This window comes from Novipirellula methanifontis (assembly GCF_052161655.1).
Lineage (GTDB): Bacteria > Planctomycetota > Planctomycetia > Pirellulales > Pirellulaceae > Novipirellula.
Genome location: NZ_CP197418.1, coordinates 7,034,670 through 7,058,084, shown reverse-complemented (window position 1 = coordinate 7,058,084; position 23,415 = coordinate 7,034,670). Strand labels below are relative to the sequence as shown.

Here is a 23,415-nt window from a genome sequence, read left to right as displayed (position 1 = left end):
ACAACCCACCCGCAGCGAAAGTCGCCAAGACTTTCAGTAATGTGGGATAGGCTTCTAGCCTGTCATCAAGCGGGGTGTTGCTCGAAGGGTCTTTAGCAAGATCCACTACGGGGCTATCAACGGCGATAGCGTGATTGCAGAGGTTGGCAAAACCGACGATTGTCGCACGGCTTTCCAAGCCGTCAGCGTGCCCCGCGTTTGATCGTCGCGTCGGTGAGCAGTCACGCCGTAGCGAAAGTCGCGAAGACTTTTGAGAATGTGGGATAGGCTTCTAGCCTGTTATCAAGCGGGGGGAACGTTGATTGAGGGATCTTTAGCAAGATCCACTACGGGGATGGACGAAACTCTTCGCGAGTCTCGCTACGCTGCGTTTCGGCCTACAATCTGTCTAGCGCGACGCCGCCGGTGTGGTGCGCGAGTTTGATGAGGTCGTCGTTGCGTTCTTCGACCACGAATACGTGCAACATGATGCCTTTTAATTCATCCGGGCGGACGTTGATGCCGTGGTCTCCATCGGTCACGATGATCAATTCGGGCTGCTCGGACTCTTGATCATTGACCAAGTTTTTGATGCGTTTGATGCCTTCACGCAGTGCCAAATTGATGTCCGTGTCGTCGCCAGTAAAAAACTCGTAGTGCATCCGCCGAATCTCTTCACGGGCCTCAGCGACTTCACGTACGATGACCTCTTCGTGTACGACGGAATCAAAAAAGCTGTAGCCGAGAATTGCTTCGCGTCGACCTACGGCTCGCAGACGGTTCAGCAAGATGGCGAGCAACTTGTAAATTCGTTCGCCTTGCTGCATCGATTTGGATCGGTCGAGCATCGCGTAAAAGAACTGCTTTTTATCGCTGCGTTTGATCTTCTCACGCACCATAAAACTTTTCGTTGCCAAGCGATATCGAAAGTATTTGGGGGCGGCAACTTTTAATGCCCAGGCGGCGGGGGCCAATTTCGGCAGCTCGTCATACGACTGCATCATCCGCATTCGTGTTTGATCTCCATCGACCGCGGGCGTCATCTTTTTCTCGAACCGGGGCTGAAACGCTACATATTCGTTGGCGATCCGTGAGATTCGCAACAGAGCTTCCATGCCGGGTTCCGCCAACAACCGCGAAGCGACATCGAGCCGACGAACCGACAGCGGGTGCGTTTCCTTCTTTTCTGTATCTCGCCGGACGCCACCGAAACAATCGGCAAACAGCGACGCAATCTTGCCACGCGTGTCAATGTTTTCGACCAATGCGATCGACGAGATGCCGCGGTCACGTGACATCTGTTCGTGATCGATCTTGTCAGCCGATTTCAGCATGCTTTCGTCAGGCAAACATTCAAGCAATTCGACCTCGTCCGCTTCGAGTCCGCCAACCTGCTTTAATGCCCAATTAATCTGCCACGTGATCGTGTCGGGCGGAATCCCTTGGGCAAGCGAGCGTTTGGCGGTTGCGATGATGGCAATATTCGCAATCGCTCGGTCGACGTCTGTTCGTCCCTTGATGTCCTCGAAATCGACCTCGCGAAGGGCTTGCGCAAGCTGTAGATACAGATCGACATCGCGTGCCGACCAACTGAACACTTCATCGATCCACGTCGTCAGCTTCCACATCCGCATACGATAGGTGAAACGGACGCGCCGCTCGATTTCATTGGCACCTGCTAATCGGCCTTCATCGACCAAGTGAACTCCGTCCCAGATGATCGGTACATGAACGTGCCCCATCCCGATCGCGTCAAGTTTCTTGACCACCTCGGCGGTATTGATTTGTTGACGGCGTTCGCTCGATTCGGGATAGGTGATATGCGTGTGGAAGCGAATGAAGTCACGGAACTTGCGGGCGACATGAACTTGCGTCATCGTCTATCTCCCCGCCTCGATTTCCGCCGCGACCTCGTCGACCGCTTCTTCGGAGCGTTTCTTCCATTTGATCAACATGGGGTCAGAGACTTCGATGCTGAACAATTCATGTTTCAGCGCATCCATGCTGCTCATCAAATCGACCATATCCGAGATCGCTTCGTCATTGACGTCACCGCGAGCTTCGTCGTCGAGATCTTTGGCGGAGGCAAACTTGGTGTTAATGTCCTGCATCTTGCCTCGCAGTTGCCGAGCACGCTCGTCGATGTCGCTGAGCAGTACCTCCACACCGCCTTCGCGTAATGCCGAGCGGATCAGGGATTCGACATCCTTTTTGTAGGATTCCATTCCCTGCACGTTGCGAATGGTCAAGATGTCATCGACGATCATCTTCTTTCGCTGATGACGTCCGACGCTGTTGGCTGCCAAACGCAGTCCCCCCAGGGCGATTCGAGGTGAAATTTGAAAGCCACTTTCTCGGTCGTCGTTCAAATTCGCGATCACATGAGCGTAGATGCGATTGAGTTTGCGGCGGTCGGGACCTGCATCGGGATTGGTTTTGCTGAACAATGCTTCGTAGTCCGCTTGGTCATACGAGGGCCAGCGAACTTCCAATTGCAGTGGAAATCGTTCCAACAGAGCCTTGACCGCATCACTGTCCTTGGCAAATTGACGCGGATCTTTGTTGGTGCAAGCCACAATCGCCTGGGATCGCATCGGCACCGGTTGGTTGCCGTTCATGAAAACACGACGCGTCAGCACATCTTTCAGCGGCAGCAGTGCTTGCGACGACGCATCGAGAATCTCTTCCAAAATCACAACTTCAAACGGCAGGAACGAACGATCGGTATCGTATTCCAAACACTCGTCCAACTTGGCGATGTTGGGACCGCCCCATAATCGGTCTTCGGTCATCCCTTCGCCAAACGATTGCAAGAAGATCTCGTTTTCGAGGTACCCCAGTTTCTTCAGCGCCGTCATCACCATGTCGGACTTGCCGTGACCGCCGGGACCCCAGAGCAACACATTGCAAGGCTGAAAGAATGCGTGCGTCAACACTTGGACGATTTCGTCGCAGTGGATAAAGCGTGACGACAAACTGTCAGAAATAAGGGCGGGAATTTTGCTTCGCGGTGTTTTGAGCGGTCCGGCATCATTGTGGGAAAAGTCGGCATCAGTTAGCCGGATGTTGATTTTTTCGTCCGGCAATTGCCGCTCAATCCGCCTCTCCAGATCCGCCGTGTACGACTGCATTCCCTGGACAAATCGAATGCTCTGGAATGCTTCGGAGGTGATCATCATGTCGCCGTGGATTTTGGCCGCGTTGCTGACGACTTCGAGTGATTGGATCGCCATACGAGGCGACATGATGAACGTTTTCTCTTCGTTGAGTCCCGCGATCACTTTGGACAGCATCGTTTGCAATTGTTTGCCTCCCATACTGGATCCACGTCGGACTTTGGCAAACAGTTCGCGATAATGTTTGGCCTCGTAACCCGGCCAACGGACTTCTTTTTGCAGCAGAAAACGCTCCATCAACGCCTGGACCGCATCGCTGCCCTCGGCAAACTCGCGAGGGTCTTTGTTGGTGCACGCGATCACGACTTTGGCCGACATCTCAACTCGCTCGGTTCCGTTCATAAACACGCGGCGAGTTAAGACATCCTTCAAAGGCAGCAGGGCTTGCGCCGGCGCGTCAAACAGTTCTTCGAAGATGACCACTTTGTATTGGGGTGCCAAGAACGAACGCGTCGTGTCGTAGCGGACACAGGTGTCAAGCGACGCCATGTCGGGGCCACCCCACAGTCGGTCTTCGCTCATCCCCTCGCCGAACGATTGTATAAAGATCTCTTCGTCGCGAAGCCCGAGAGCACGAAGGGCGGTGACGGCCATTTCCGATTTGCCATGTCCGCCGGGACCCCACAACAGCACGTTGCAGGGTTCATAACAAGCCGCCGACAACAGGTCCGCGATCACGTCGCAGAACACGAACCGTTTACGCAGTGCGGCCTGGATGGTCGGCAGGATGTCTTTACGAGGGGTAGGCAACCATGCCCATTCGTTTGCGGCCAAGGCGAGAACGCTCCGAAAGAAAAGAAGGTTGGGTTCGAGACACCACGTCGCGGTGCTTCAAAGTCTACCGAATCTCAACGGCGTCGGGGCGGTTTTCGAGCCGAGCGTTTTCTGCCGCAGTGGGTTGTCTCGAATTGCCACGATCCATTTCTAACACTGCGAACCCCACCCAGATCCGGCTACCGCCGTCTCTGACCTCCCCAGCGGGGAGGTGGAATCTCATCACTCCCCTCTTCTCACTCCCCTCTTCTATTTTGCGGTTTCGGTGAATCGTGATTCACGCAGTACGGTGACTTTGATTTCGCCTGGATAAGTCAGTTCTTTCTCGAAGGCTTTCGCGATATTGCGACAGATCGTGGCGGCTTCTTCGTCTGTGGTACGGTCGCTGTTGACGATCACACGAAGCTCGCGACCGGCGCTGATCGCAAACGCTTGGCGAACGCCGTTAAAGCGGGTCGCGATCGATTCGAGCTCTTCCATCCGTTTGATGTACCGCTCGAGTGATTCGCGTCGAGCCCCCGGACGGCTGGCACTGCATGCGTCACCGGTGGCCACCAACATCGTGTAGGGATGCTCGGTAACGATTTCGTCGTGATGCCCCAGTGCGGCGTGAACGACTTCGGGACCCTCGTTGGAGCGTCGCAGGATATCGGCACCGATTTTGGGATGGCCGCCTTCGAGTTCATGATCAGCCGCTTTACCAATGTCATGCAGCAGCCCGCAGCGGCGAGCCAAATCGCCGTCCATCCCCATCATCTCCGCGAGCAAACCCGAAATGAACGCGACTTCGACACTGTGCCGAAGCACGTTCTGGCTATACGAGGTACGAAAGTGCAGGCGGCCTAACATTTGAATGACGCGGTCATGTAGTCCGCTGACGTTCACTTCATCCGCCGCTTCTCGCCCCTTTTGGATGATCATATCGTCGATCTCCTTAGAGGTTTCTTCGACGACGTCTTCAATTCGCGAGGGGTGGATGCGGCCGTCGCTGATCAGTCGCGTCAGCGATTGACGAGCGATCTCGCGGCGGACCGGATCAAAACCGCTAACGATCACGACCCCTGGAGTATCGTCGATAATCACATCGACGCCGGTCGCCTTTTCAAACGCGCGGATATTACGACCTTCGCGACCGATGATGCGGCCTTTCATGTCGTCGCTAGGTACATCCACCGTGCTGGTGGTGGATTCGGCGGTATGAGCCGACGCGAAACGTTGTATCGCGGTCAACAGCATCTCGCGGCCTTGAGCCTTGACGGTCTCGCTCAATCGTTTTTGATGCTTCAGCAACACTGAACCGACTTCGGATTCAAGGTCCTGTTCCAACGACGAGAGCAAGGTTTGTGAAGCCTCTTCGCGAGTCATCCCGCTCGCTTTTTCGAGCAGCCCTTGCTGTTGTTTGATTGTTTCTTCGAGCCGGTTCCGCTGTTCGGTCGTTGAACGCAGCTGCGTATCGAGTCGCTGTTGCGTACTTTCGAGTCCCCGCTGTTGCTTTCTCAGTCCGTCTTCTTGCTGTTCAAGTGTCTCCTCGCGACGATCGAGTTTGGCTTCGCGCTGCAGCAATTGTTTGCGTTCGGCGGCGATTTCTTTCTCAGCTTCCGCCTTGATGCTGAGCACTGATTCTTTGCCATCGACTATCGCTTGGTTGCGAAGCGTTTCGCCTTCGCGACGTGCGGCCTCGACGAGCTTATCAGCCGCCTGTTGCTGGACGGTGCGACGAACCGTATTGATTCGTTGGGTAATACCCCAAACGATCGCGGCCCCGACCAAGAAAGAAAAGGCCGAGTAAAGAATCGTGGTTTCGGAAGATGCGAGCATGTATATGTCCTCGGTACCGAGAACAAAAGAATCTGCCTTTGCGATTCCCAGACTTATCAACACGTTCAGAGGGGAAACGTGTTCTTGACCGCTGCTGATGGGGGCGGTGTTCGGTGGGGATACTCCACTCGCAAGTTCTTCGGTTCACTCCAAGCTCAGCGGAGCAGAGGATATGCTTTACTGCCGATTCGGCACGAACGAAGCACGACACAGAGCAAGTGTGTTGCTTCCATGTAGTAACTCGGGTGACTAGCAGAAAGAGAAGAGGGAACATAATCGAGAAGAGGGTGATTCTGTTGTTCAGAGGAGTCGATGTTGAGTCTTGTTTATTTACAGTCAGCTCTGAAAATCCAGTCGCATTCGTTATGATTCGATGCAAATGGTCTCAGGATGTCTCAGGTTAACAGCTGTCGAGTGTCCGCGAAACAGATTCAAAACAAAGTTTGCCAGATGGCGACAAGTTCGCATTTGTCACGTGACGTTATGTACACTTGTTGCTCGTCTTGCTCCTCCTGAAGCGGGGGGCGTCTCCGGCTGCCGTTGAAGAGTTTGCGCGGGTTCTCGGGGCAACTCTGTGAAGCATTTTTTTCCATATAAGGGTTTGTTCAGGTTTAACGTAGCGGAAGTCGTCAAGACTTTCGTTCCATGGTGTATGGCCCCCCGAAACTCTTGACGAGTTCCGCTACGAAATGCTTCACAGAGTTGGGTTGCCGGGGCTAACCTTCGTCGTGACGCCTTTCAAAATTCAACGATCACAACCAATATGTCCAGTACTGAGCCACGACCAGAAAATTGGGACGATTTGTGCCAGTCGATCCAGCAGACGTGGCCTCGGTCTCGCTGGTGCGGCGTGGGGGTGGTGATCGGTTGTAGCGGCGGTGCCGATAGTGTGGCGTTGGTGCGAGCGCTGCATCATCTACGGCAGCAACCATCCGCTGGTCCGCCGACCGGTTTTTTGACGCTAGCCCATTTCAATCATGCCACACGCGGCGAAGAATCGGAGCGAGACGAGTCGTTCGTCCGAGAATTGGCGACGCAACTCGAGCTGCCGTTTGTGGGGCGTCGCTCGGACCGTGTTGGCGTTCGCGATGAGGAATCGCTGAGAAGGATGCGGCTGCGATTTTTACAGGAATCGGCTGAGCAGTCAGGAGCTCGCTATGTCGCGGTGGCTCATTCGTCGGACGACAATGTCGAGACGGTTCTGCATCATCTGTTGCGGGGGACGGGACCAAGAGGACTTGCCGGGATCCGGCCGTTCCGATCGCTAGGCGAAGATACGGTGTTGATTCGTCCCCTGCTAACTGTCTCGCGAGACTGCATTCGTACGTCACTTCGCTCGATCAACCAACCTTGGTGCGAGGACTCGAGTAATGCAAGTCGCGATTATCGACGCAACTGGATTCGACACGAATTGATTCCGTTGATTCAGTCGAAATATCCTGGTGCAAATGAGGCGATTTTCAGAGCGGCGGCGACCCAGCGTGATTGGGTGCAGACGATCGAATCGATGGCGGACGATTGGCGAACACAGCACGTTCACGTGGGTGACACAGTGGTGATTCAGTGCGACATCGAAACCGACGCGACTGTGATTATTACGGCGATGCAGCAGTTGTGGTCTACCCAGCAGTGGCCGATGCGAAGCATGTCGCACTCGCATTGGCAGCTAGTCTATCAATACATTGCAGACACTCAGTCGGGAGTATGCATACTGCCCGGAGCAATCCGAATGGAATCCACAGACGGGTGCGTTGTGCTGCAGCGTGAGGACTGATGTTTTGCGTTTTAAACGCTCGCGACTCGTCGATTTATGAGTCGTGACGCGTAATCGCCGGGTTAGGAGTACATCCGTTATTCACGTGGCCGCGTAGCAATCACCATCATAACCCGACGCGTGAGCGAGGGACCTCCGAAAACGCGATGCAAATTTGTTTGTAGTCCCTCGCTTACGCTTCGGGTTTGTGTGTTGGCGTTATTTCATAACCAACAATTGAATCAACAAACCGTTAAAGATCCCAACCGCAGGATCTTTAGCAAGATCCACTACGGGAGAATGCAAGCGAAGCTTCGTGAGCCGTGACGCGTAAGCGGCCGGGTTCCATACGCTACCCGAGGCCTTGCGGCCTACAGTTCTCTGGATCTCTTCAGGCAGCCAGGAGTTCTCGGTTCACTTTGGCGTTGCTGATCCACTCGCTGATTTCTTCGCGATCGGGAAGGCTGCCACCGCGAATGATCCGTTTGCCTTCGCGACTGCGGCTGATCGGGTCCACTCGGCTGAATAATTCTTCTGTTTCTTGGGTCGCCAAGTCTTCGGGACTGGTGATCTCTGCTGCGACTAGCAACTGAGCATCGTGTCCACGCAGCATTGGGATTCGACAAACCAAAGTGGCTTGTTGTTGCCAAGCCAACACGGTGTCGCCTTCGATGCGGCGATTGCCAAGTTTCTCGGCCACTCGGTCTGGGTTGGCGTTCAGCAGATCGTCGACGGTATGAATGCCAATTTTGCTCAGCCGATCGGCCATGCGTGGTCCGATCGACGGAGCGTCGACAATTGGATTGTCACGTTGAAGGTAAAAGCGAAGTTCCGTTTCGGTCTCGCGTGGCTCACGTGATTTGACTGCTCGCATCTCGGACGTGTCTCGATTTACCCGCGTTTCGCGAGGCTCGCGTTCAGGACGGTCAAATGAACGAGATTCGTGTTGGTTGTCGCGGTCGGACAATCGGACGACGTCACGTTTGGACGAATTGGAGTTTCGATTCGAGCGGCGTCGACGTCCGCGTTCGCTATTGGAACTGCTGCCAGAGCTGGTTCGACTGGCGCCATTTGACGACGCATAGCCTTCAACGTTTCCGGTTCGGCTTTGAGATTGACCCCGGTTAGATTCGCGATTCGAGCTCGCTTCTCGGGGAGCTCGTTCGTTTGAACTGGTTCTCAAAGTTGCTGTTCGCGAAGGACGACTTTCGCTCGAATCGGAGCGACGACGACGCGATTCGCTGCTTCGTGATCGGCGAAGCGAGCGACGCGCATTGGTACCTGTGCGACTACCCGTCACGCGAACGCCATCGCGTACTCGGCTGTAACCATCGATGCCATCGATCGTGCGAATACCGTAGCGGACCGCTGCATTATCAAGTTCATCGTAGCCAATTTCGCCGCGGTCATCGAAACGCGAACGCTCTCGGCCCGAGCGACGTTCCTGGCGATCGGCTTTTTGGATCGCACGGCCATTGACGTAGTGAGGTCCTTTCTCAGGCCCCCAACTGTTGGCCGCCGCAATCCAACTGGTGATGCGGGAAAGTTCGCGACTGCTGCCGCTCAGCAACACCTTTTGGCCTTGTTCGGTAGCCAAGAAATCTTCCACACGTTGCAGCAGGTCGGTCGGGTGGATCGACGCCAATTGAGCAGGGCTGGTCACACCGCAGCCTACCAAGACGCGAGCGTCAAAGCCGCGTAACTTGGGCACACGGCATACCAGTCGGCACTCGCTTTGCCAGCGACGGATCGTCGAGGCTTCGACGTTGGCCAGTCCCAACGCATCAGAAAGACGATTGGGGTCATGCTGCATCAAATGAGTGATGTGTGTCACCATCAAGCCACGCAGTCGTGCGGCAGCTACCGCATCGATCGATGGCGCTTGATCAATAGGACTGTCGACTGTTAAAAAAAAAGCAGGATCCGACGACTCGGTACGGCGGATGGTGCTTAGTTGGCTAGGGTCGACGCCGGAGCGGTCGCGTACCACGCTGTTTCCACGTGGGACAACGGTGGCGTCAATGGAATGCGGAGCTGCCGTCGTGTAAGTGTCGGCGTAGTAGTAACCATCACGATAGGCTGCACCATCACGAGCGGCATCGGTACGGGTATCATCGGAACGGGCATCTTGGGTACGGGCAGGATGTTGGTCGTAGCGATCCTGCGTGTGTCGAGGTTCGCTATGATTGTGGACTGCCGATGCCTCCGCATAGTAGTGTCGATCGTGGCGGGAAGCACTTGCGTAACGGGATGCGTCCGCGTTTTCGTTTGCCCCGTACGTTTCGTGCCAAGCCATATCGAGATCGCGATTGATATCGTTAACGCGATATTCTTGAGGTCGATACGAAGGATGTTCGCCCACGATGTGGTCGCCATAGGTGTGAGGGTGGGGACCGGTGTAGTGTTCCGGTGTGTAGTGTGGTCGCCACAGTGGGCGATGAGCATGCACGACTCGGTCGGTTCTCAGTGCGTAAGTACGACCGCCAACGCGAGCGATCTCTTCCGCCAAGTTTTGGTCGCTTGTCAACAGCAGGACTTGACGTCCGGCGGCGGCATAATCGCGAAGGGCGGCAGCGATGGGGTGGTTGAATCGGCCATCGTTGCTGTGGTGATAGAACGAGGTATCGTGTGCCGTTGCGTTTGCAGCCCAATGATTGACATTGGCAGCCAACGTACGTGAAATCTCGAGAACAACGGGGACCGGTTTGCCCAATCGAGTTAGCAGTTCGCCCGCCGCCATCCGAATGGCGATAACGGCCAAGGCACGGTCGGCTTCGGTGCAGCGAGACTCGTCACGCCCGTCAATGAACACATTTGTGACCACGTGTGCCGTCGCTGGAACGGACAAGTGATTGTGAGTCACAGGATCGTGCTTCACGGTCTTAGAGATTGGGTCATTTCGCCAAGAAACGTTACGCAATCGTCCCGCAGACAAGCGGACGAGCCAACGGCTGGCGGTTTGGGCCAATGGTGAGCTTGGTTTCAGAGGCGTTCGCATCGCACGCAATTGGTCACGCAGTTCTTTGGCACGACTGCGGAGCCAGCGGACGCGTGATAGACGAGCAAGTTTGGTGTCGATGATACGCAGCTCTTGCACTGCGGCTTCACGAGCCATCGCGTCCCGACGTTCGTTTTCACGCACCGTTTCCATTGCAACGGAATCTTGTGCGTCACGACGCAGTCGCGATGCTTCTGCCAAACAGGTTTCGAGTTCGCGTGAGGTGCGAGTGAGTTCGGCAACACGATCGGCACGTTCGTTTTGGTAACGCCACTGCAACAATTCGCGATGTCGCGCCCAATCCTGTGTCTCTTTCATCTCTGACGGAGTGTAGCGGTTCAGCGTCAGTTCGCGATGTTGCATCATTTGATCGATCGCGTTGACCAACCACTTTTCACTACGGTCAAGTTCGCGAAGATCGTCGGCCGTCGCAGGGTCAAGCGAAGCAGAGTGAACGGGGTGATCGCCGAGCGAGTCCCATTTTTGATTCACGGCGTAACGCGACGCATGAACCAGATCATTACGGATCGTACGCAAGGTTTCTTCGAGCGTGGTGCCGCCAAACGTCGACGTTTCGCCAGCCGCTTGGTACCACGGATGATCCATTTGCTCGTTACTCGCGTAACGCTGTAGCAGCCAATCAATTTGACGGGTTGCCGATTCGACACGTTGGTCGAGTTCATCGAGTGAGTGGATCGGATCTACCACTCTGCCGGTTCGCGAGCGATAGACATCCGCTTCTCCGCGAACACGCGAGGCGTGGTGAAGATCGGCAGAGAAATACGAGTCCGAATAAAATTCGTTCCATCCACGCGACGGATCAAAGCGATCGATCGCATCAAGGAAACCGTCTAAGCGTCGGCGGCGCAGGATCGCTGCGTCTTGCGGACCAAAGTCGGCATGATGAGTGTGACCGGCCGAACGAATGTTTTGACGTGTGGCAAGGATGGCTTCGCGAAGACCGCGGACTTCCAGCAGTGCACGACGCCAGCGAATCATTTGAGCGTCAAGATCATCCAATTGGCGACGAAGCGATTCGTCACGCATGGCCCAATGTTGTTTGTAGTTGTCGGTAACTGTATCGGTCGGATTCACATTGCTGGCGTGCAGCTGTGAATCAAGGTCGGCAACCCAACGTCGCAGCTCACTTTGACGAGCACGCAGATGCGTGGCGCGATCGTGAAGGTCGGCCAATCGACGTTCGATGCGCTCACGATCGTAACGAGGGACGGCGGTCGCAGGACGTGGTGATCGGCGGTTGAGTTGTTGGGTCAATTCATCGCGACGAGCTAACAGAGCTTCTTCTTGAAGCGGTGTTGGTTCCAGACGGGATAGCTCCAATTCCACGTCGGCCAATTGAGAACGCAGGGCGCGAGCTCGGCTATCATTCGCCCGTGCATGTTCGCTGGTGAAACCATCGTGTGCAGAGTAGGCGGCGGGGTTGTCGAGCGCGTAGCTCGCTGGGTTATTGAGGTTTGCGTTCTCAAACGGCAGTGAGCGATAGGTCTGCGTGGAATCAAGGCCGCAGCGGATACAAGCCGATACAACGCGAGCAATGTGAGTGATCGCGGTGTCCGTGATTACGGCGTCAATGATGGCTTCGGGTAGTTGGATCGAATGCACCGTGCGAGTCGCATCGGATTCAGGTCCATGGACTGGTGCACCGTGAGCGAGCCTGCTGCCGAGTGTGGAGTTCAGCCATGGATGATCGTGTACGTAATTGTCGTAGGACGAGACGCCACGTGATTCAAATTCGATGGTGCGGCGGCCCTGTTTCGATCCATCTTGTTCGCGGCGGCAATGCAGCAACCCGTTGCGATCCGCCCACACGACGCGTCCCGATGACGAGCTCATCATGCCGAGCGGATACTCGCGATCGACAATTGAATCGCGAACGAACCGTGCGATGGCCGTTTTTCCTGAGCCTTCGGGACCACAGACGACGTTCAGATGTTCCGAGAACGGTCCAAGTTCGACGCGATTTAGCGGACCGTGTGCATCAATATCGATTCGTTCTAATAACATGGTCTGGCGCCTCCATGGCCACGTGAGTCAATCAGGAGAATGGTTCGATTGGTGAGCCGTCATCTTGCGGCGCGACCGAAAACGAGTGAACCATCCTGGTACATTTGCGGGATGTGGAGGGGACTTTAATCGAAATCCACATTTTCTTGAAATAGAGAAAACGTGAAACTCAATCGTCCAAGACGCTTTTCCCGAAAAAACTTGCGTTCCAGGCGTGAAACGTGGGCGATTTACGTGGAGAAATAGAAAAGTTTAGGACCGGCGAAATCCATCGGAGGCGTTCGCCAATACACTCTCTAGCCCGTTTCTTATGCAAGCAAATTGAATCTCGGGTCGACGCTCACGCCGAAGAAGTTTCGGGGTTTACGTAGCGAAAGTCGCGAAGACTTTCGGAGCAATTAATGTCGTTGATCGCTCCGCGATCATTACGTTGAATCGCGAGAAATGTCGATTCGATTACAGAGGTTGCGGAACTAACGCGTGAGTTTCGGTCATGCCAAAAAACGAAAGTCTTGGCGACTTCCGCTACGTCGAAATCCTATGTTTTGGGTTCTGAGTCGCCGTTTTCGGGATCGTTGTTAGGCGGTTGTTCGCCCGAGTCGGGACGAGGATTTTCGCCGCTGGTCCCGTCATTGCGTTGTCCTCCATCGGTACCCAAATCGCTGCTGTTTGGGTTTTCATCGGGGCCAGAATGGCCATCCGCGGGATTGGGGCCGTCAGCTGGATTATCAGGCAAGTTGCCGGCATTGCCGGCTTGTTGTTGCCTTCGCTGTTCGAGCTGGCGAACGGCACCTTTGAGCGAATCGAGCAAGCGAGGAACTTGCCCTGCCGCCACAAACACTCTTGCGCTGACCGCACTTTGAGGAAAGAAGCTGGTCAAAAAGTCCAAGCCAAATTCGCTCGCACCGTGGCCAATCATCACTCCGTTTGCATACACGCCGCTGAGCACGTTGTCGGGCATTTTTAGATCATCGTAGATCTCTTGCGGAGTGGGGCGACGAGCTTGATTTTGTTGGGGATTCGCTGGCGGTGATGGCGGATCGCCAAAGCGATTGCGATACAAATCAAGGTTCGTATTCAACGCGTCAATGAACTGTGGCATCACTGGATGAGGAATGACCACGCGTGACGCGACGCGGTGCGGCCGGCCAATCGTCTGCAGAAAATCGATGATGAATTCATTCGGACCAGTCATCACGATAGCGCCGGTGCTGAAACAGCCTTCCGCAACGTGGTCAGGCACGCGTGCACGCAGCGCCGGGTTGGCGTCGGCGGGATCGGGAGACGAATCTGATTCGGAAGTCATACGATGGAAGCCGTTTCGTTGAGTAAAATCTTGTGTCGGTGTTGACCGTTTCAGCAACGGTTGTAGCGATGTCGGCTCGCTCATTTCAATGCGTCGCCGGCATGAAACTGAATTTTAGTCGGTTTCACACGCGAGTTCAGGGGGACGCCGTCTTCTTTTGTTCGTGTGCGACTTGTTCGGGGGTCGCAATCCGTCGCGGCAAGACGATTCGTGGCATCGTCAATAAACACGCCACAAAGGCAACGACCACTGCGGCAGCCACGAATATCACCTCGCGTGTCCGCACCATGCCATTCGTGCTGGCTTCGGCAAAGGTCCAGGCCCAATTCGTGATTTGCCAGTAAGAATAAGAGTAGTTTCGATAGTCGTTAAAATGCAAACCGATCGAATAGGGCACCAGCGCCGATAGCACAAGCACGCTGATCATTGCGGCTAAACCAATCTCGACACGCGGATGGTTATTGATTCGTACCAACGCAATAATCCAGCGAACCGCGATCATGGCCGCCACCAGGTAACTGGCAAACAAAATGCCAAGTCGAAACAGCGATCGAAGTTCCGCCGCACGAAAATTGGTCGTGATTTGCTCGTACTCGTTTAAACCCAGCACGAAAAGCGACGTCAACACGACCACGTTGACCGTGGCAAACACCAATCCCGTTGCCGGGCCGGGCGTTAACCAAGTCAGCACAACTCGGGCGAAAAAACTCTGCGGCAATTCACGCCGAATCCGCGGCGTCGTGATGGGGGATTCGGCCGCTAACATACTGCCAAACACCGTCCACAACACTGCCAGGGATGTCGCGACCGTGATAAGCACCCCCTCGCTCTGATCAAGTCCCCTGATCGCATACGCTGCGATTCCAACCAAGATCATCGACAACACCATCATCGAAATACGTAGATGCGTCGATCGATTTTCGCTTTCCGGTGTTAATTGTGCCGCCGTTGTGGTCAGCAGCAAATGGCCCGCTGACAACGACACTAGCACCGTGGATGTACTGAGGAAAAACATCCAGTCCGCCCTCAACGCGTTGCCATTAATGATCAGATCGACCACGAAATATCCGATGGCATATTCAGCAAACAGCAGAATCATCATCAACATCAACAACGTTGCAATGCGACCGGTCCTGCTCTGTGCCAACGGCGCAAGGAACAGTGCCGCCACGGTCAAAACCAATCCAGCCACCAACAACGAGGCGATGATGATCAGTGTCGTCGGCAGATCGACGCCGCGAAGGGTGTAGGCGTAGGCCATGCACGGAAACAACGCAACGAAATAGATCATCATTTGCAGCGACGCGCTGGCGAGTTTTCCCAGCACGATTTGCCAGGGGCTCAGTGCCGTGATCGATAACAACTCGAGCGTGCCATCGTCAATTTCGCCTTCGAGCGAACGATAAGCTGCAAGTGGAACGACCAACAGCATCGGAATCGCCAGCACCACGTAGTAGCCGATCATCAATCGAGCGGCGGACGGCGACGTATAGATTTGCGGCATTTGCGACAAACTGCCGACGACGGTCCAGGCGAATGCGGCAAACAACAACACCGAAAACGTGACGACAAATTGGCGACTCTTCAATGCTTGACGAGTCTCTTTGACGAGGATCGGGTTGAACCGATCTCCCATTTTTTCACACCAGTTGTCGAAACGGTCCCAACGATTCGCTTGGCTCTGGTTGGGCAATGACGATGCCGGCAGCGATACACTTCCACTCATTGGACGAGCCCCTCGGTGACTTGCAAGAAAACGTCCTCGAGACTCTTTTTGTGGGACGCGACTTCGACCACACGAAAGCCGCGACCGATAATCCAGGCCACTAGGTCGGCTTGATCTTCGGCGCCGCCCTCGAATTCAAATCGCAAAATTTCACCGTCAATGATTAGTTTTTCGATGCTTTGCTGCTTCTTGATTTCATCCGCACACTCCGTGACCCGATCAAGCAACCGGATCGACAATTCACGATGCGTTTCACGTTGACGCTGAATTTGTTCGATGCTTCCGGTCGCCAGCAAGCAGCCTTGTTCGATGATGCCGACCGAATCGCACATCTCCGCAAGCTCGGTCAGGATGTGACTGCTGATCAAGACGGTTTTGCCTTGATCGGCTAACTCGCGAATCATTTTGCGAAGTTCGATGCGTGCTCGAGGGTCGAGGCCGGCGGCGGGTTCGTCCAGGATCATCACCGCCGGATCATGAATCAGGGCTCGCCCCAGGCACAGCCGTTGTTTCATCCCTTTGCTCAATCCGCGGATCGGCTTTTCAGCCATTCCCTTGGTGCCGGTAAAGTCGAGCACCCATTGGAGGCGTTGATTCCGCTCTCGACCCACAAGTCCGTTCGCTCGTGCAAAGAAATCGAGATACTCTTTGCAGTTCACATCGCGGTAGGTACCAAATGAATCGGGCATAAATCCGAGTCGTCGTCGAACGAGTTCAGGATCGTTGATGACCGAAAATCCATCGATAAATGCATCGCCGTAACTGGGCAGATCGAGCGTCGCCAAGATTCGCATCGAAGTGGTTTTACCGGCACCATTGGGGCCGATGTAACCAAACACATGTCCCCGAGCAACAGAGAACGAAATGTCGTTGACCGCTTTGGTTTTGCCAAAAAAACGATGCAGCCGACGCAGTTCGATGCAGTCATGAGTATCTGTGTGGACACCGGCCATTGTGTTCGCTGCCATGGTGCTGCTGCCGTGCTGGCTGGAATTGGCCACTGCGGGCGGTGAGTTGGCGTTCATTTTAAACTTCCATACACGAAGCGAACGCTGTCGACGAGTTCGGTCTCGGGCACGATGACCACATCCTCGGTGACGTCCGAGACGGCAACAAAATGATCACGCGGCAATTCACCTTCCAATTGCATTCTTTGATTTAACCAAAATTCGAAGGATCCCGAGAGCACTTCGGACTGACTCATCGAGTGGTTTTTCACTTGATCGCTGATTCCAGAGATCAGCTCACGCGTCAGACGTCGAAAACGACGTTGGGGTGACTGAAACAAGTCTTCTTCCATCGGCCGAAAGTCATTGTAAAGATCGCCAATCAGTTTGGACGACTTTCTTGAATCGACCGCTTCACACTCGACTTCATCGCTGTCACGCGGCACACGTTCGGCGTACCAGTAGTCACCGTCGGTGTCCCGGATGATACATTGGCGAAGTTCAAAATCGAATCGGTTCGTGATCAACCCCGTCGGATTGAGAAAATCGGATTTCTCGGTTTTTATTGAAAGGCTGCCGATTTTTTGCCGAGGTTGATGGACGATGAATTGCCGCTGTTGACGTGACGGCAGGAAAGCACTGTCAAAGATCTGACGCTCGCCTTCGACGCGAACGTTTCCCAGGGTGACCGGACTACGCTCGTTCAGTTCTTCCCAAGATCCGGCGGTGCCATCGGGATAACGCATCACTTCGGCATTGCCGGCAAACGTTAAGCCTTCGGTGGGTCGCAGCCCCGCAAAGTAGGTCGACTGGATTCGCTCACCCGCACTCTCGGACGCACCGTCGACCCAGGTCAATTGTCGGACTCGCGCCGAGGTTCCGAAGCCGTCCGAGATGACTCCGTAGGTAAACATCAATGCGGTGGTGATGATTGCCAAAATAGGTGCAATCAAAAACATCAGATAAGTGCGGCCACGTTTTGCGGTGCTGCGGTACGCAACCGGCCCCACAAGAATGACGAACAGGGCAAGCAGTCCCATGAAGGTGTAAACCGGAGGTTGCGCCACACCGGGAATCAACCAGCGACCGAAACGTCGGTCACCAAGAATCGGATCGACACCTCGTCTCAGCATGGGTGAAACACGATGACCGAGCGTATGGTCAATCACCCACCAATGCCGCGTGTTTGGAAATTCACCGTCGTCCGATTGCAACACACCAAACACGACACCAGCACCGAGGGGACGCAGCCAGATCTTTTGATTCCATCCTTCGTCGACCGGTTGGCTAGCGCCTTCGCTGAGGATGGCTTCACGCGAGACATGGTTGAGTGCCAGAGACGTCGGCTTCTGTATCGGCAATCCAAACGCATCAACAAATGCTTTTTCGGAAGCCGAGTTGTATAACGCGATCGATCCGCCGTTGAGTACCCATTGATGAATGGTTTCGTATTTGCCATTTTGAATCGCGGCTTGCAACGCAGGCATGTCCAGGATAATTAAGTCGTAGTTTTGGTAGCCTCGCCAATCGGTGGGCAACTCGGATTGCCCGACGACTTGGTGAGGACCGTTCTGCATGATCGATTCCCAAAAGCGGGGATCTTGTCGCGGAGTTAGCATCGAGTCGCGAAATACGCTGATGTTCAACTCGCGTTCACGAAACAGCAGAGGGCGGAGGTCAGGAAGCGTTGCGTAATCGACGGTATCGGTATCGGTAACAAACAGCCAATTCAATCGCTGTTCGTTATCGTAAAAATCAGTATCGGCGGCACCTATGGTTGTAAAACAAGCATCGAGTGGTCTGCCTTGCTCATAAACCGAAATTCGGTATTGATAGCCGACGGACCACTTCGGCAAGTAGCGAGTCGCCTGGGCGAGGCTAGATCCTTGGGGTAGCAATAGCGGCACGTCCACTTGCAGGCCATTGGTCGGAGGAAGTTGGCCGTTAGGATCCGTTTGAAAACGGATTGTCAATCGGCGGTCCGCCGCAAACGTGCTGGTCGATCGAGCCGCGATGTGAACGGGAATGTAGCCCGAGGACGGTTGCTCTGCGATTTGGATGTCGAGCGTGAATCCAAGCGTATTTGCCTTGGTGGTCGGCAACCGAGTCGTCGATGTCGTGGGAGGCAACAGCGAGTCCTGCGCCGCCACGCGAGCAGTTCTTGGGGGCTGAGCTGTCGCCGTCTTGGACGCCGCTGTATCCAGTGGTTTCGATTCGGTTTGTTCCGCTCGCACACTCGAAACGCTCGTCGCGATGGAGGTCAGCAGAACCAACAAGCCAACGGTGATGGAAACCGTAACGGATCGAAGGCAACATCGGGTGATACGCATCATGCGTTGGTTTCTCGTGGAGGCATGATTTGTGGAGGCAATTGGCCTTCGGCAAACGGGCTGCCTTTCAATGTTTGCTCGTCGTCGCCCTGGAACCAAAGCGAGGAAACTGCCCAAGAAAACAGGAACGTGATGGCGAACAGGATGAAGCAGGCGACCGGAACCACTAATCCCACCATCGCAGCGGTAGCCAAAGCACCGCCGCTGCCGGCTTGGCGAGCCACCGCGGCGATGATTGCCGCCAATGTGGTAATCGCGAACACAAAGCGGAATGAGATGCGAGGAAGCAATCGGCTGCGCACCACAGGTTGCGCCGAGGATGGTTTCGCACTAGGCATGAATGACAGGGCAGAAAAAGAGAGCGAGTAAGACGAGAATTAAACTCAACTCGACAAGTATACTGGTTTGGGAAACCCCTTGTGGTTCAATTTCGCACCTCAGGATACGATTTTTGCGTGTCCGAAATGCTTTCAGTCCTGCTCGGCAAGTTACGTTTGCTGTCCCGCGTAACGTAGGCTGCGGATGATCATTTCGTGAGCTTCCTCTGCATCCACGTCCACGGCGACTTCCATGTTGACGGGCCATTCCGGTCTCAGCCGTTGATCGAACACGGTGACGCCGCGAGTCAATTCGCCGCTGGTTTCAACCTTCCCCGCCATCGATTGCCATTTGAAAACATCAGGTTCGATCAGCGAAAGTATCGTGGTCGCATCGTACAGTGGTATCAGCTCTCGCCCGAGCAGTTGATGCGCGGCTCGAAACGCGAATGGGATCAATTTATGCAGCAAATTACCAGCTCGTGAATAGCGTGCTGGTAATTTCTCGAGTAGATCCACCCCGAAGCTCATTGCATCGGTGATGTCCAGCGGAATCAAGCTCTTTGTGGTGGCAGATTCAAAAACATCGCGGGCCGCCGTCGGATCAAAGTACATGTTGAATTCAGCCGAAGCGGTCACGTTTCCCGAATGGGATACCGATCCGCCACCGATGACAATTTTGTCTAGCAGCGGCAAAACGCCTGGATCTCGACGACAGATGCGAGCGATGTTGGTCGTCGGTCCTAAACACACCACCGTTACTTCGTTGGGAAATTTGCGGGCGAGTTCCGCGATCACTTTTTCGCTGGTGGGTAGATGCTGGCGGGCTGATTCGGGAAAGTTGCAATCGCCGAGCCCGTCGCCGCCATTGAGATAGCGATCGTCTACCACCGGAGCATCCTCGGGAATCGAGGCCTTGCCGATTCGCGGATATTTCGTCGGGTCCAACTGCTGAAGCACCGCAATCACATTGGACGTCGCTTGATCCGCATCGATGGTGCCCGCGGTGGCTGTAATCGCCAACACTTCGAGCCGTGGATCAAAAAGTGCCATACACAATGCCGTGGCGTCGTCGATTCCGGGGTCACAATCGATAATGATCTTGCGTGTCATGGAAATACTTTAGTTTCGATAACGTGGCATGTGCGAGGGGGGACGTGGCAGCATCAGAGAGAAGGATATCGTATCATGGCCGCCAAACCCAGTATAAAAACGTGACGAGGCTTAGCGATCTTGCCGCGGAAATGCGGAAATCAAGCATCCTGGTCGCGGTGAGCGGCGTAAAAAATTCGACAGCCGCCAACTTCGCTTGCTGCAGCGGGATGTCTTTGCGATTTTGTTAATTGCTAACCTTGACCTAACCCAAAAACTCTACCTCCTTTTTTGTTGACCCTCAGACTCTGCCATGGCATCACTTTTTCAGGCTGCAATCGTTCAAGCCAATTCAGGGACCGATCTAGGTGAAGACCAAACCAGCGATTTGATTGACGCGATGCTTCGCGGTGAAGCCGAGGAACGCGACGTTGCAAGTTTATTGCTTGCACTCAAAGAAAAAGGTGAATCAGTAAGCGAATTGGTGGGGGCTTCTCGTGCGATGCGTCGCCATATGACGCAAATTCCTCACTCGCACCCGGTACTTTTGGACACCTGTGGGACGGGCGGCAGCGGCAGTGGGACCTTCAACATTAGCACCGCAGTCGCCATCGTTGCTGCAGCGGCGGGCGTCGCTGTCGCCAAACATGGCAACCGGCGGGCGACCAGTTTGACCGGTTCCGCCGATGTGCTCGAAGTCCTGGGGGTGCCGATTGAATCCGAGCCCGACTTGGTCGCTAAGCGGTTGGATCGCGATGGGATCTGTTTCTGTTTTGCCGCAAAGTTGCACCCAGCGATGCGGCATGTGATCGGCGTGCGTCGACAACTTGGCGTCAAAACACTGTTCAATTTGCTCGGCCCACTGTGCAATCCAGCCGGCGCTACCCACCAATTGCTAGGCACCTCGACCCCCGAAACACAATCAATGGTGTCAGCCGCAATCGGAGCCCTCGGAACCACCCGCTCGTTTGTGGTGCACGGCATCGACGGACAAGACGAAGTTTCGCTCGACGGCGCCACTCGCGTTGTCGATGTGCGTGCCTCGTCGATGGAACATTATGATTGGACCCCAGCGGATTTTGGGCTGCTGCCGGCGGGACGTGAAGCCTTGGCCGCCGCCAATCCGAACGAAAGTGCGGAGATCATCTGCCGTATTTTCGATGGTGAACCCGGGCCATGTCGTGATGCCGTGCTAGCGGGGACCGCGGCGGCACTCGTTCTGGTGGGAGCGGCAAGCGATATCCTCGATGGAGTCAAAAAAGCTGCCGAAACGATCGATTCCGGGGCGGCAAAAGCGAAGCTGGCATCCCTTGTTGGTTAGTAAGGCCCTGGTCGGTTGGTAAGCCCACTGTCAGGCAGTGAAGGACGTCATCGGGCCTCCGCCAGGCAACTTATCGCTAGGCAACTTAACTTGCTGTGCCGCGTCATTTTCCAAGTAAACTCGGTTTCGAACGCGGGTGTCCCGACGCAAGGCACCTATTTGTACACTCAAACGGAGTCGGTATTTGTGAGTGCCCGTGGCATGCGCTGTTGGGGCGTAGCGAGGTAAATGGGGTAAATGTATATGGGGTAAATAAATCGCCATGGTTCTCGTGCACCGCCATAATGGCATTCCTTCAGTACCAAAAGGCGACGGCGTTCTCCGCGCGACGGCTAAGTCTATTGACCTTGCCGATTTCCGCCTGCGGTTGCGGTTGAAGGCGACGAATTCTCTGACCTCAAAATCTTCGCCGCGAAACGCCCTACGGGGCAACATTTTTCGACCTCTTTCAATTAGACTGTCGGCTTCCAGCCTTTAATTCCCTCCCAGGACCCCACCGATGAAACGAATGTTTGCCTCGCTTACCTTGGCCCTTCTTACCCTGTGCTCGACTAGCGTCGTTCACGCCGATGCCCCCCCGGAAGGCTATCGTGCGATCTTTGACGGCAAGACCCTCGACGGATGGCAAGCGCGACCTCACTTCAATCCTACCGAGCTGGCCAATATGCCTGCCGAAGAGCGAGACGCGAAGCTATCGCAGTGGATGAGCGAAGCCAAACAGCACTGGACGATCGAAAACGGCGAATTGGTCAACGACGGCAAAGGTCCTTACCTGACCACCGACGATAATTTTCGCGACTACGAATTGTTGCTCGACTACAAGACTGTGCCTCGCGCCGATAGCGGCATCTACTTGAAGGGCACGCCTCAAGTTCAAATCTGGGACTCGACCGAAGAAGCAAAATTCAACATCGGTGCGGGACTCGGCAGCGGCGGACTTTGGAACAACAGTGCCGGCGCCCCCGGCAAAGATCCCGCCAAGTTGGCCGACAAGCCGTTCGGCGAGTGGAACTCGTTCAAAATTCGCCAAATTGGTGCCCGCACTAGCGTTTGGCTCAATGGCGAAAAGGTCGTTGATAACGCGATCATGGAAAACTATTGGGATCGCAAATCGCCCCTCGCGGTTGATGGCCCCATCCAATTGCAAACCCACGGTGGCGAAATCCGTTGGCGCAATATCTTCGTCCGTGAGTTTAGCGGCGACGAAGCAAACGAAATCCTCAGCCGTCGTGAAAATGATTCTTTCAAGTTGCTGTTCAACGGCGAAAATTTGGACGGATGGCAAGGAGCCGTGGATAACTACGAAGTCGTCGACGGTGCCATCCGCTGCAAAGCAGGTCACGGTGGTTTGTTGTTGACCGACGACGAGTACAGCAACTTCGTCGCTCGTGTTGAATTCCGTTTGCCACCCGGCGGAAACAATGGGTTGGCAATTCGCTCACCGCTTACCGGTGACGCTGCTTATCAAGCAATGACCGAGTTGCAGGTTCTTGATTCCGAGCATCCCAAGTACGCCAAGCTTGACTCACGCCAATATCACGGCAGCGCTTACGGGATGATTGCAGCAAAACGAGGTTACTTGCGAGAAACCGGCCAGTGGAACTTCCAGGAAGTGACCGTCAATGGTAGCCGAATCAAAGTGGAGCTAAACGGCAACGTGATTTTGGACGGCGATGTCGCGGATGTCACCGAATTCTTGGCCGACCGAGCGCACCCTGGTAAGGATCGCAAGTCGGGTTACTTTGGTTTCGCCGGTCACAGCGACCCCGTTCAATTCCGAAACGTTTCGATTCGTGAATTGCCCGCCACCGCTGCAGCATCGAACTAAAGTTTTCGGCGAGTTGCAAGTCCAC

Annotated in this window: 13 protein-coding genes; 3 read left to right on the top strand and 10 right to left on the bottom strand. The window is 54.8% G+C overall.

What is annotated here, in order from left to right; genetic code table 11:
* Window positions 1-377: 377 nt before the first annotated feature.
* The 3 genes from SH528x_RS25605 to rny all read right to left on the bottom strand — a co-directional run bounded on the left by SH528x_RS25605 (window position 378) and on the right by rny (window position 5,747).
* Window positions 378-1,856: a hypothetical protein gene (locus SH528x_RS25605; RefSeq protein WP_442506285.1), complete on the bottom strand. Its 1,479-nt coding sequence runs from the start codon at window positions 1,854-1,856 to the stop codon at window positions 378-380.
* A gap of 3 nt (window positions 1,857-1,859) precedes the next feature.
* Window positions 1,860-3,929 (bottom strand): AAA family ATPase, encoded by a 2,070-nt coding sequence (locus tag SH528x_RS25600; protein WP_442506284.1) that lies wholly within the window; start codon window positions 3,927-3,929, stop codon window positions 1,860-1,862.
* A gap of 249 nt (window positions 3,930-4,178) precedes the next feature.
* Window positions 4,179-5,747 carry a ribonuclease Y gene (rny, locus tag SH528x_RS25595; protein ID WP_442506283.1) on the bottom strand — a complete coding sequence of 523 codons (1,569 nt, stop codon included), beginning with the start codon at window positions 5,745-5,747 and terminating at the stop codon, window positions 4,179-4,181.
* Window positions 5,748-6,510: 763 nt separating this feature from the next.
* On the opposite strand from rny, the gene tilS reads away from it, so the two are divergent.
* Complete coding sequence (gene tilS / locus SH528x_RS25590; RefSeq protein ID WP_442506282.1) at window positions 6,511-7,521, top strand: tRNA lysidine(34) synthetase TilS; 1,011 nt, start codon at window positions 6,511-6,513, stop codon at window positions 7,519-7,521.
* A 370-nt stretch (window positions 7,522-7,891) separates the two neighbouring features.
* Here tilS and SH528x_RS25585 read toward each other — a convergent pair whose 3' ends face one another.
* From SH528x_RS25585 to SH528x_RS25555, 7 genes are all read right to left on the bottom strand, one after another.
* On the bottom strand, window positions 7,892-12,523 hold the full coding sequence (locus SH528x_RS25585) for a DUF4332 domain-containing protein (protein ID WP_442506281.1): 4,632 nt from the start codon (window positions 12,521-12,523) through the stop codon (window positions 7,892-7,894).
* Window positions 12,524-13,061: 538 nt separating this feature from the next.
* Window positions 13,062-13,829: a DUF3467 domain-containing protein gene (locus tag SH528x_RS25580; RefSeq protein WP_442506280.1), complete on the bottom strand. Its 768-nt coding sequence runs from the start codon at window positions 13,827-13,829 to the stop codon at window positions 13,062-13,064.
* Between the two features lie 136 nt (window positions 13,830-13,965).
* Window positions 13,966-15,555 carry an ABC transporter permease gene (locus SH528x_RS25575; RefSeq protein ID WP_442506279.1) on the bottom strand — a complete coding sequence of 530 codons (1,590 nt, stop codon included), beginning with the start codon at window positions 15,553-15,555 and terminating at the stop codon, window positions 13,966-13,968.
* The gene (locus SH528x_RS25570) at window positions 15,552-16,523 is read right to left on the bottom strand and encodes an ATP-binding cassette domain-containing protein (protein ID WP_442512175.1); all 972 of its coding nucleotides are present in this window, start codon (window positions 16,521-16,523) and stop codon (window positions 15,552-15,554) included. Before SH528x_RS25570 ends, SH528x_RS25575 begins: the two co-directional genes overlap by 4 nt.
* Window positions 16,524-16,576: 53 nt before the next feature.
* The gene (locus SH528x_RS25565; RefSeq protein WP_442506278.1) at window positions 16,577-18,835 is read right to left on the bottom strand and encodes a hypothetical protein; all 2,259 of its coding nucleotides are present in this window, start codon (window positions 18,833-18,835) and stop codon (window positions 16,577-16,579) included.
* Complete coding sequence (locus tag SH528x_RS25560; RefSeq protein ID WP_442506277.1) at window positions 18,832-19,170, bottom strand: hypothetical protein; 339 nt, start codon at window positions 19,168-19,170, stop codon at window positions 18,832-18,834. The genes SH528x_RS25565 and SH528x_RS25560 overlap by 4 nt, the downstream gene beginning before the upstream one ends.
* 150 nt (window positions 19,171-19,320) lie before the next feature.
* On the bottom strand, window positions 19,321-20,262 hold the full coding sequence (locus SH528x_RS25555) for a nucleoside hydrolase (protein ID WP_442506276.1): 942 nt from the start codon (window positions 20,260-20,262) through the stop codon (window positions 19,321-19,323).
* 292 nt (window positions 20,263-20,554) lie between these two features.
* On the opposite strand from SH528x_RS25555, the gene trpD reads away from it, so the two are divergent.
* Both trpD and SH528x_RS25545 read left to right on the top strand, forming a co-directional pair.
* Complete coding sequence (trpD, locus tag SH528x_RS25550) at window positions 20,555-21,562, top strand: anthranilate phosphoribosyltransferase (protein WP_442506275.1); 1,008 nt, start codon at window positions 20,555-20,557, stop codon at window positions 21,560-21,562.
* Window positions 21,563-22,061: 499 nt separating this feature from the next.
* The gene (locus SH528x_RS25545) at window positions 22,062-23,390 is read left to right on the top strand and encodes a 3-keto-disaccharide hydrolase (RefSeq protein WP_442506274.1); all 1,329 of its coding nucleotides are present in this window, start codon (window positions 22,062-22,064) and stop codon (window positions 23,388-23,390) included.
* Window positions 23,391-23,415 lie beyond the last annotated feature (25 nt).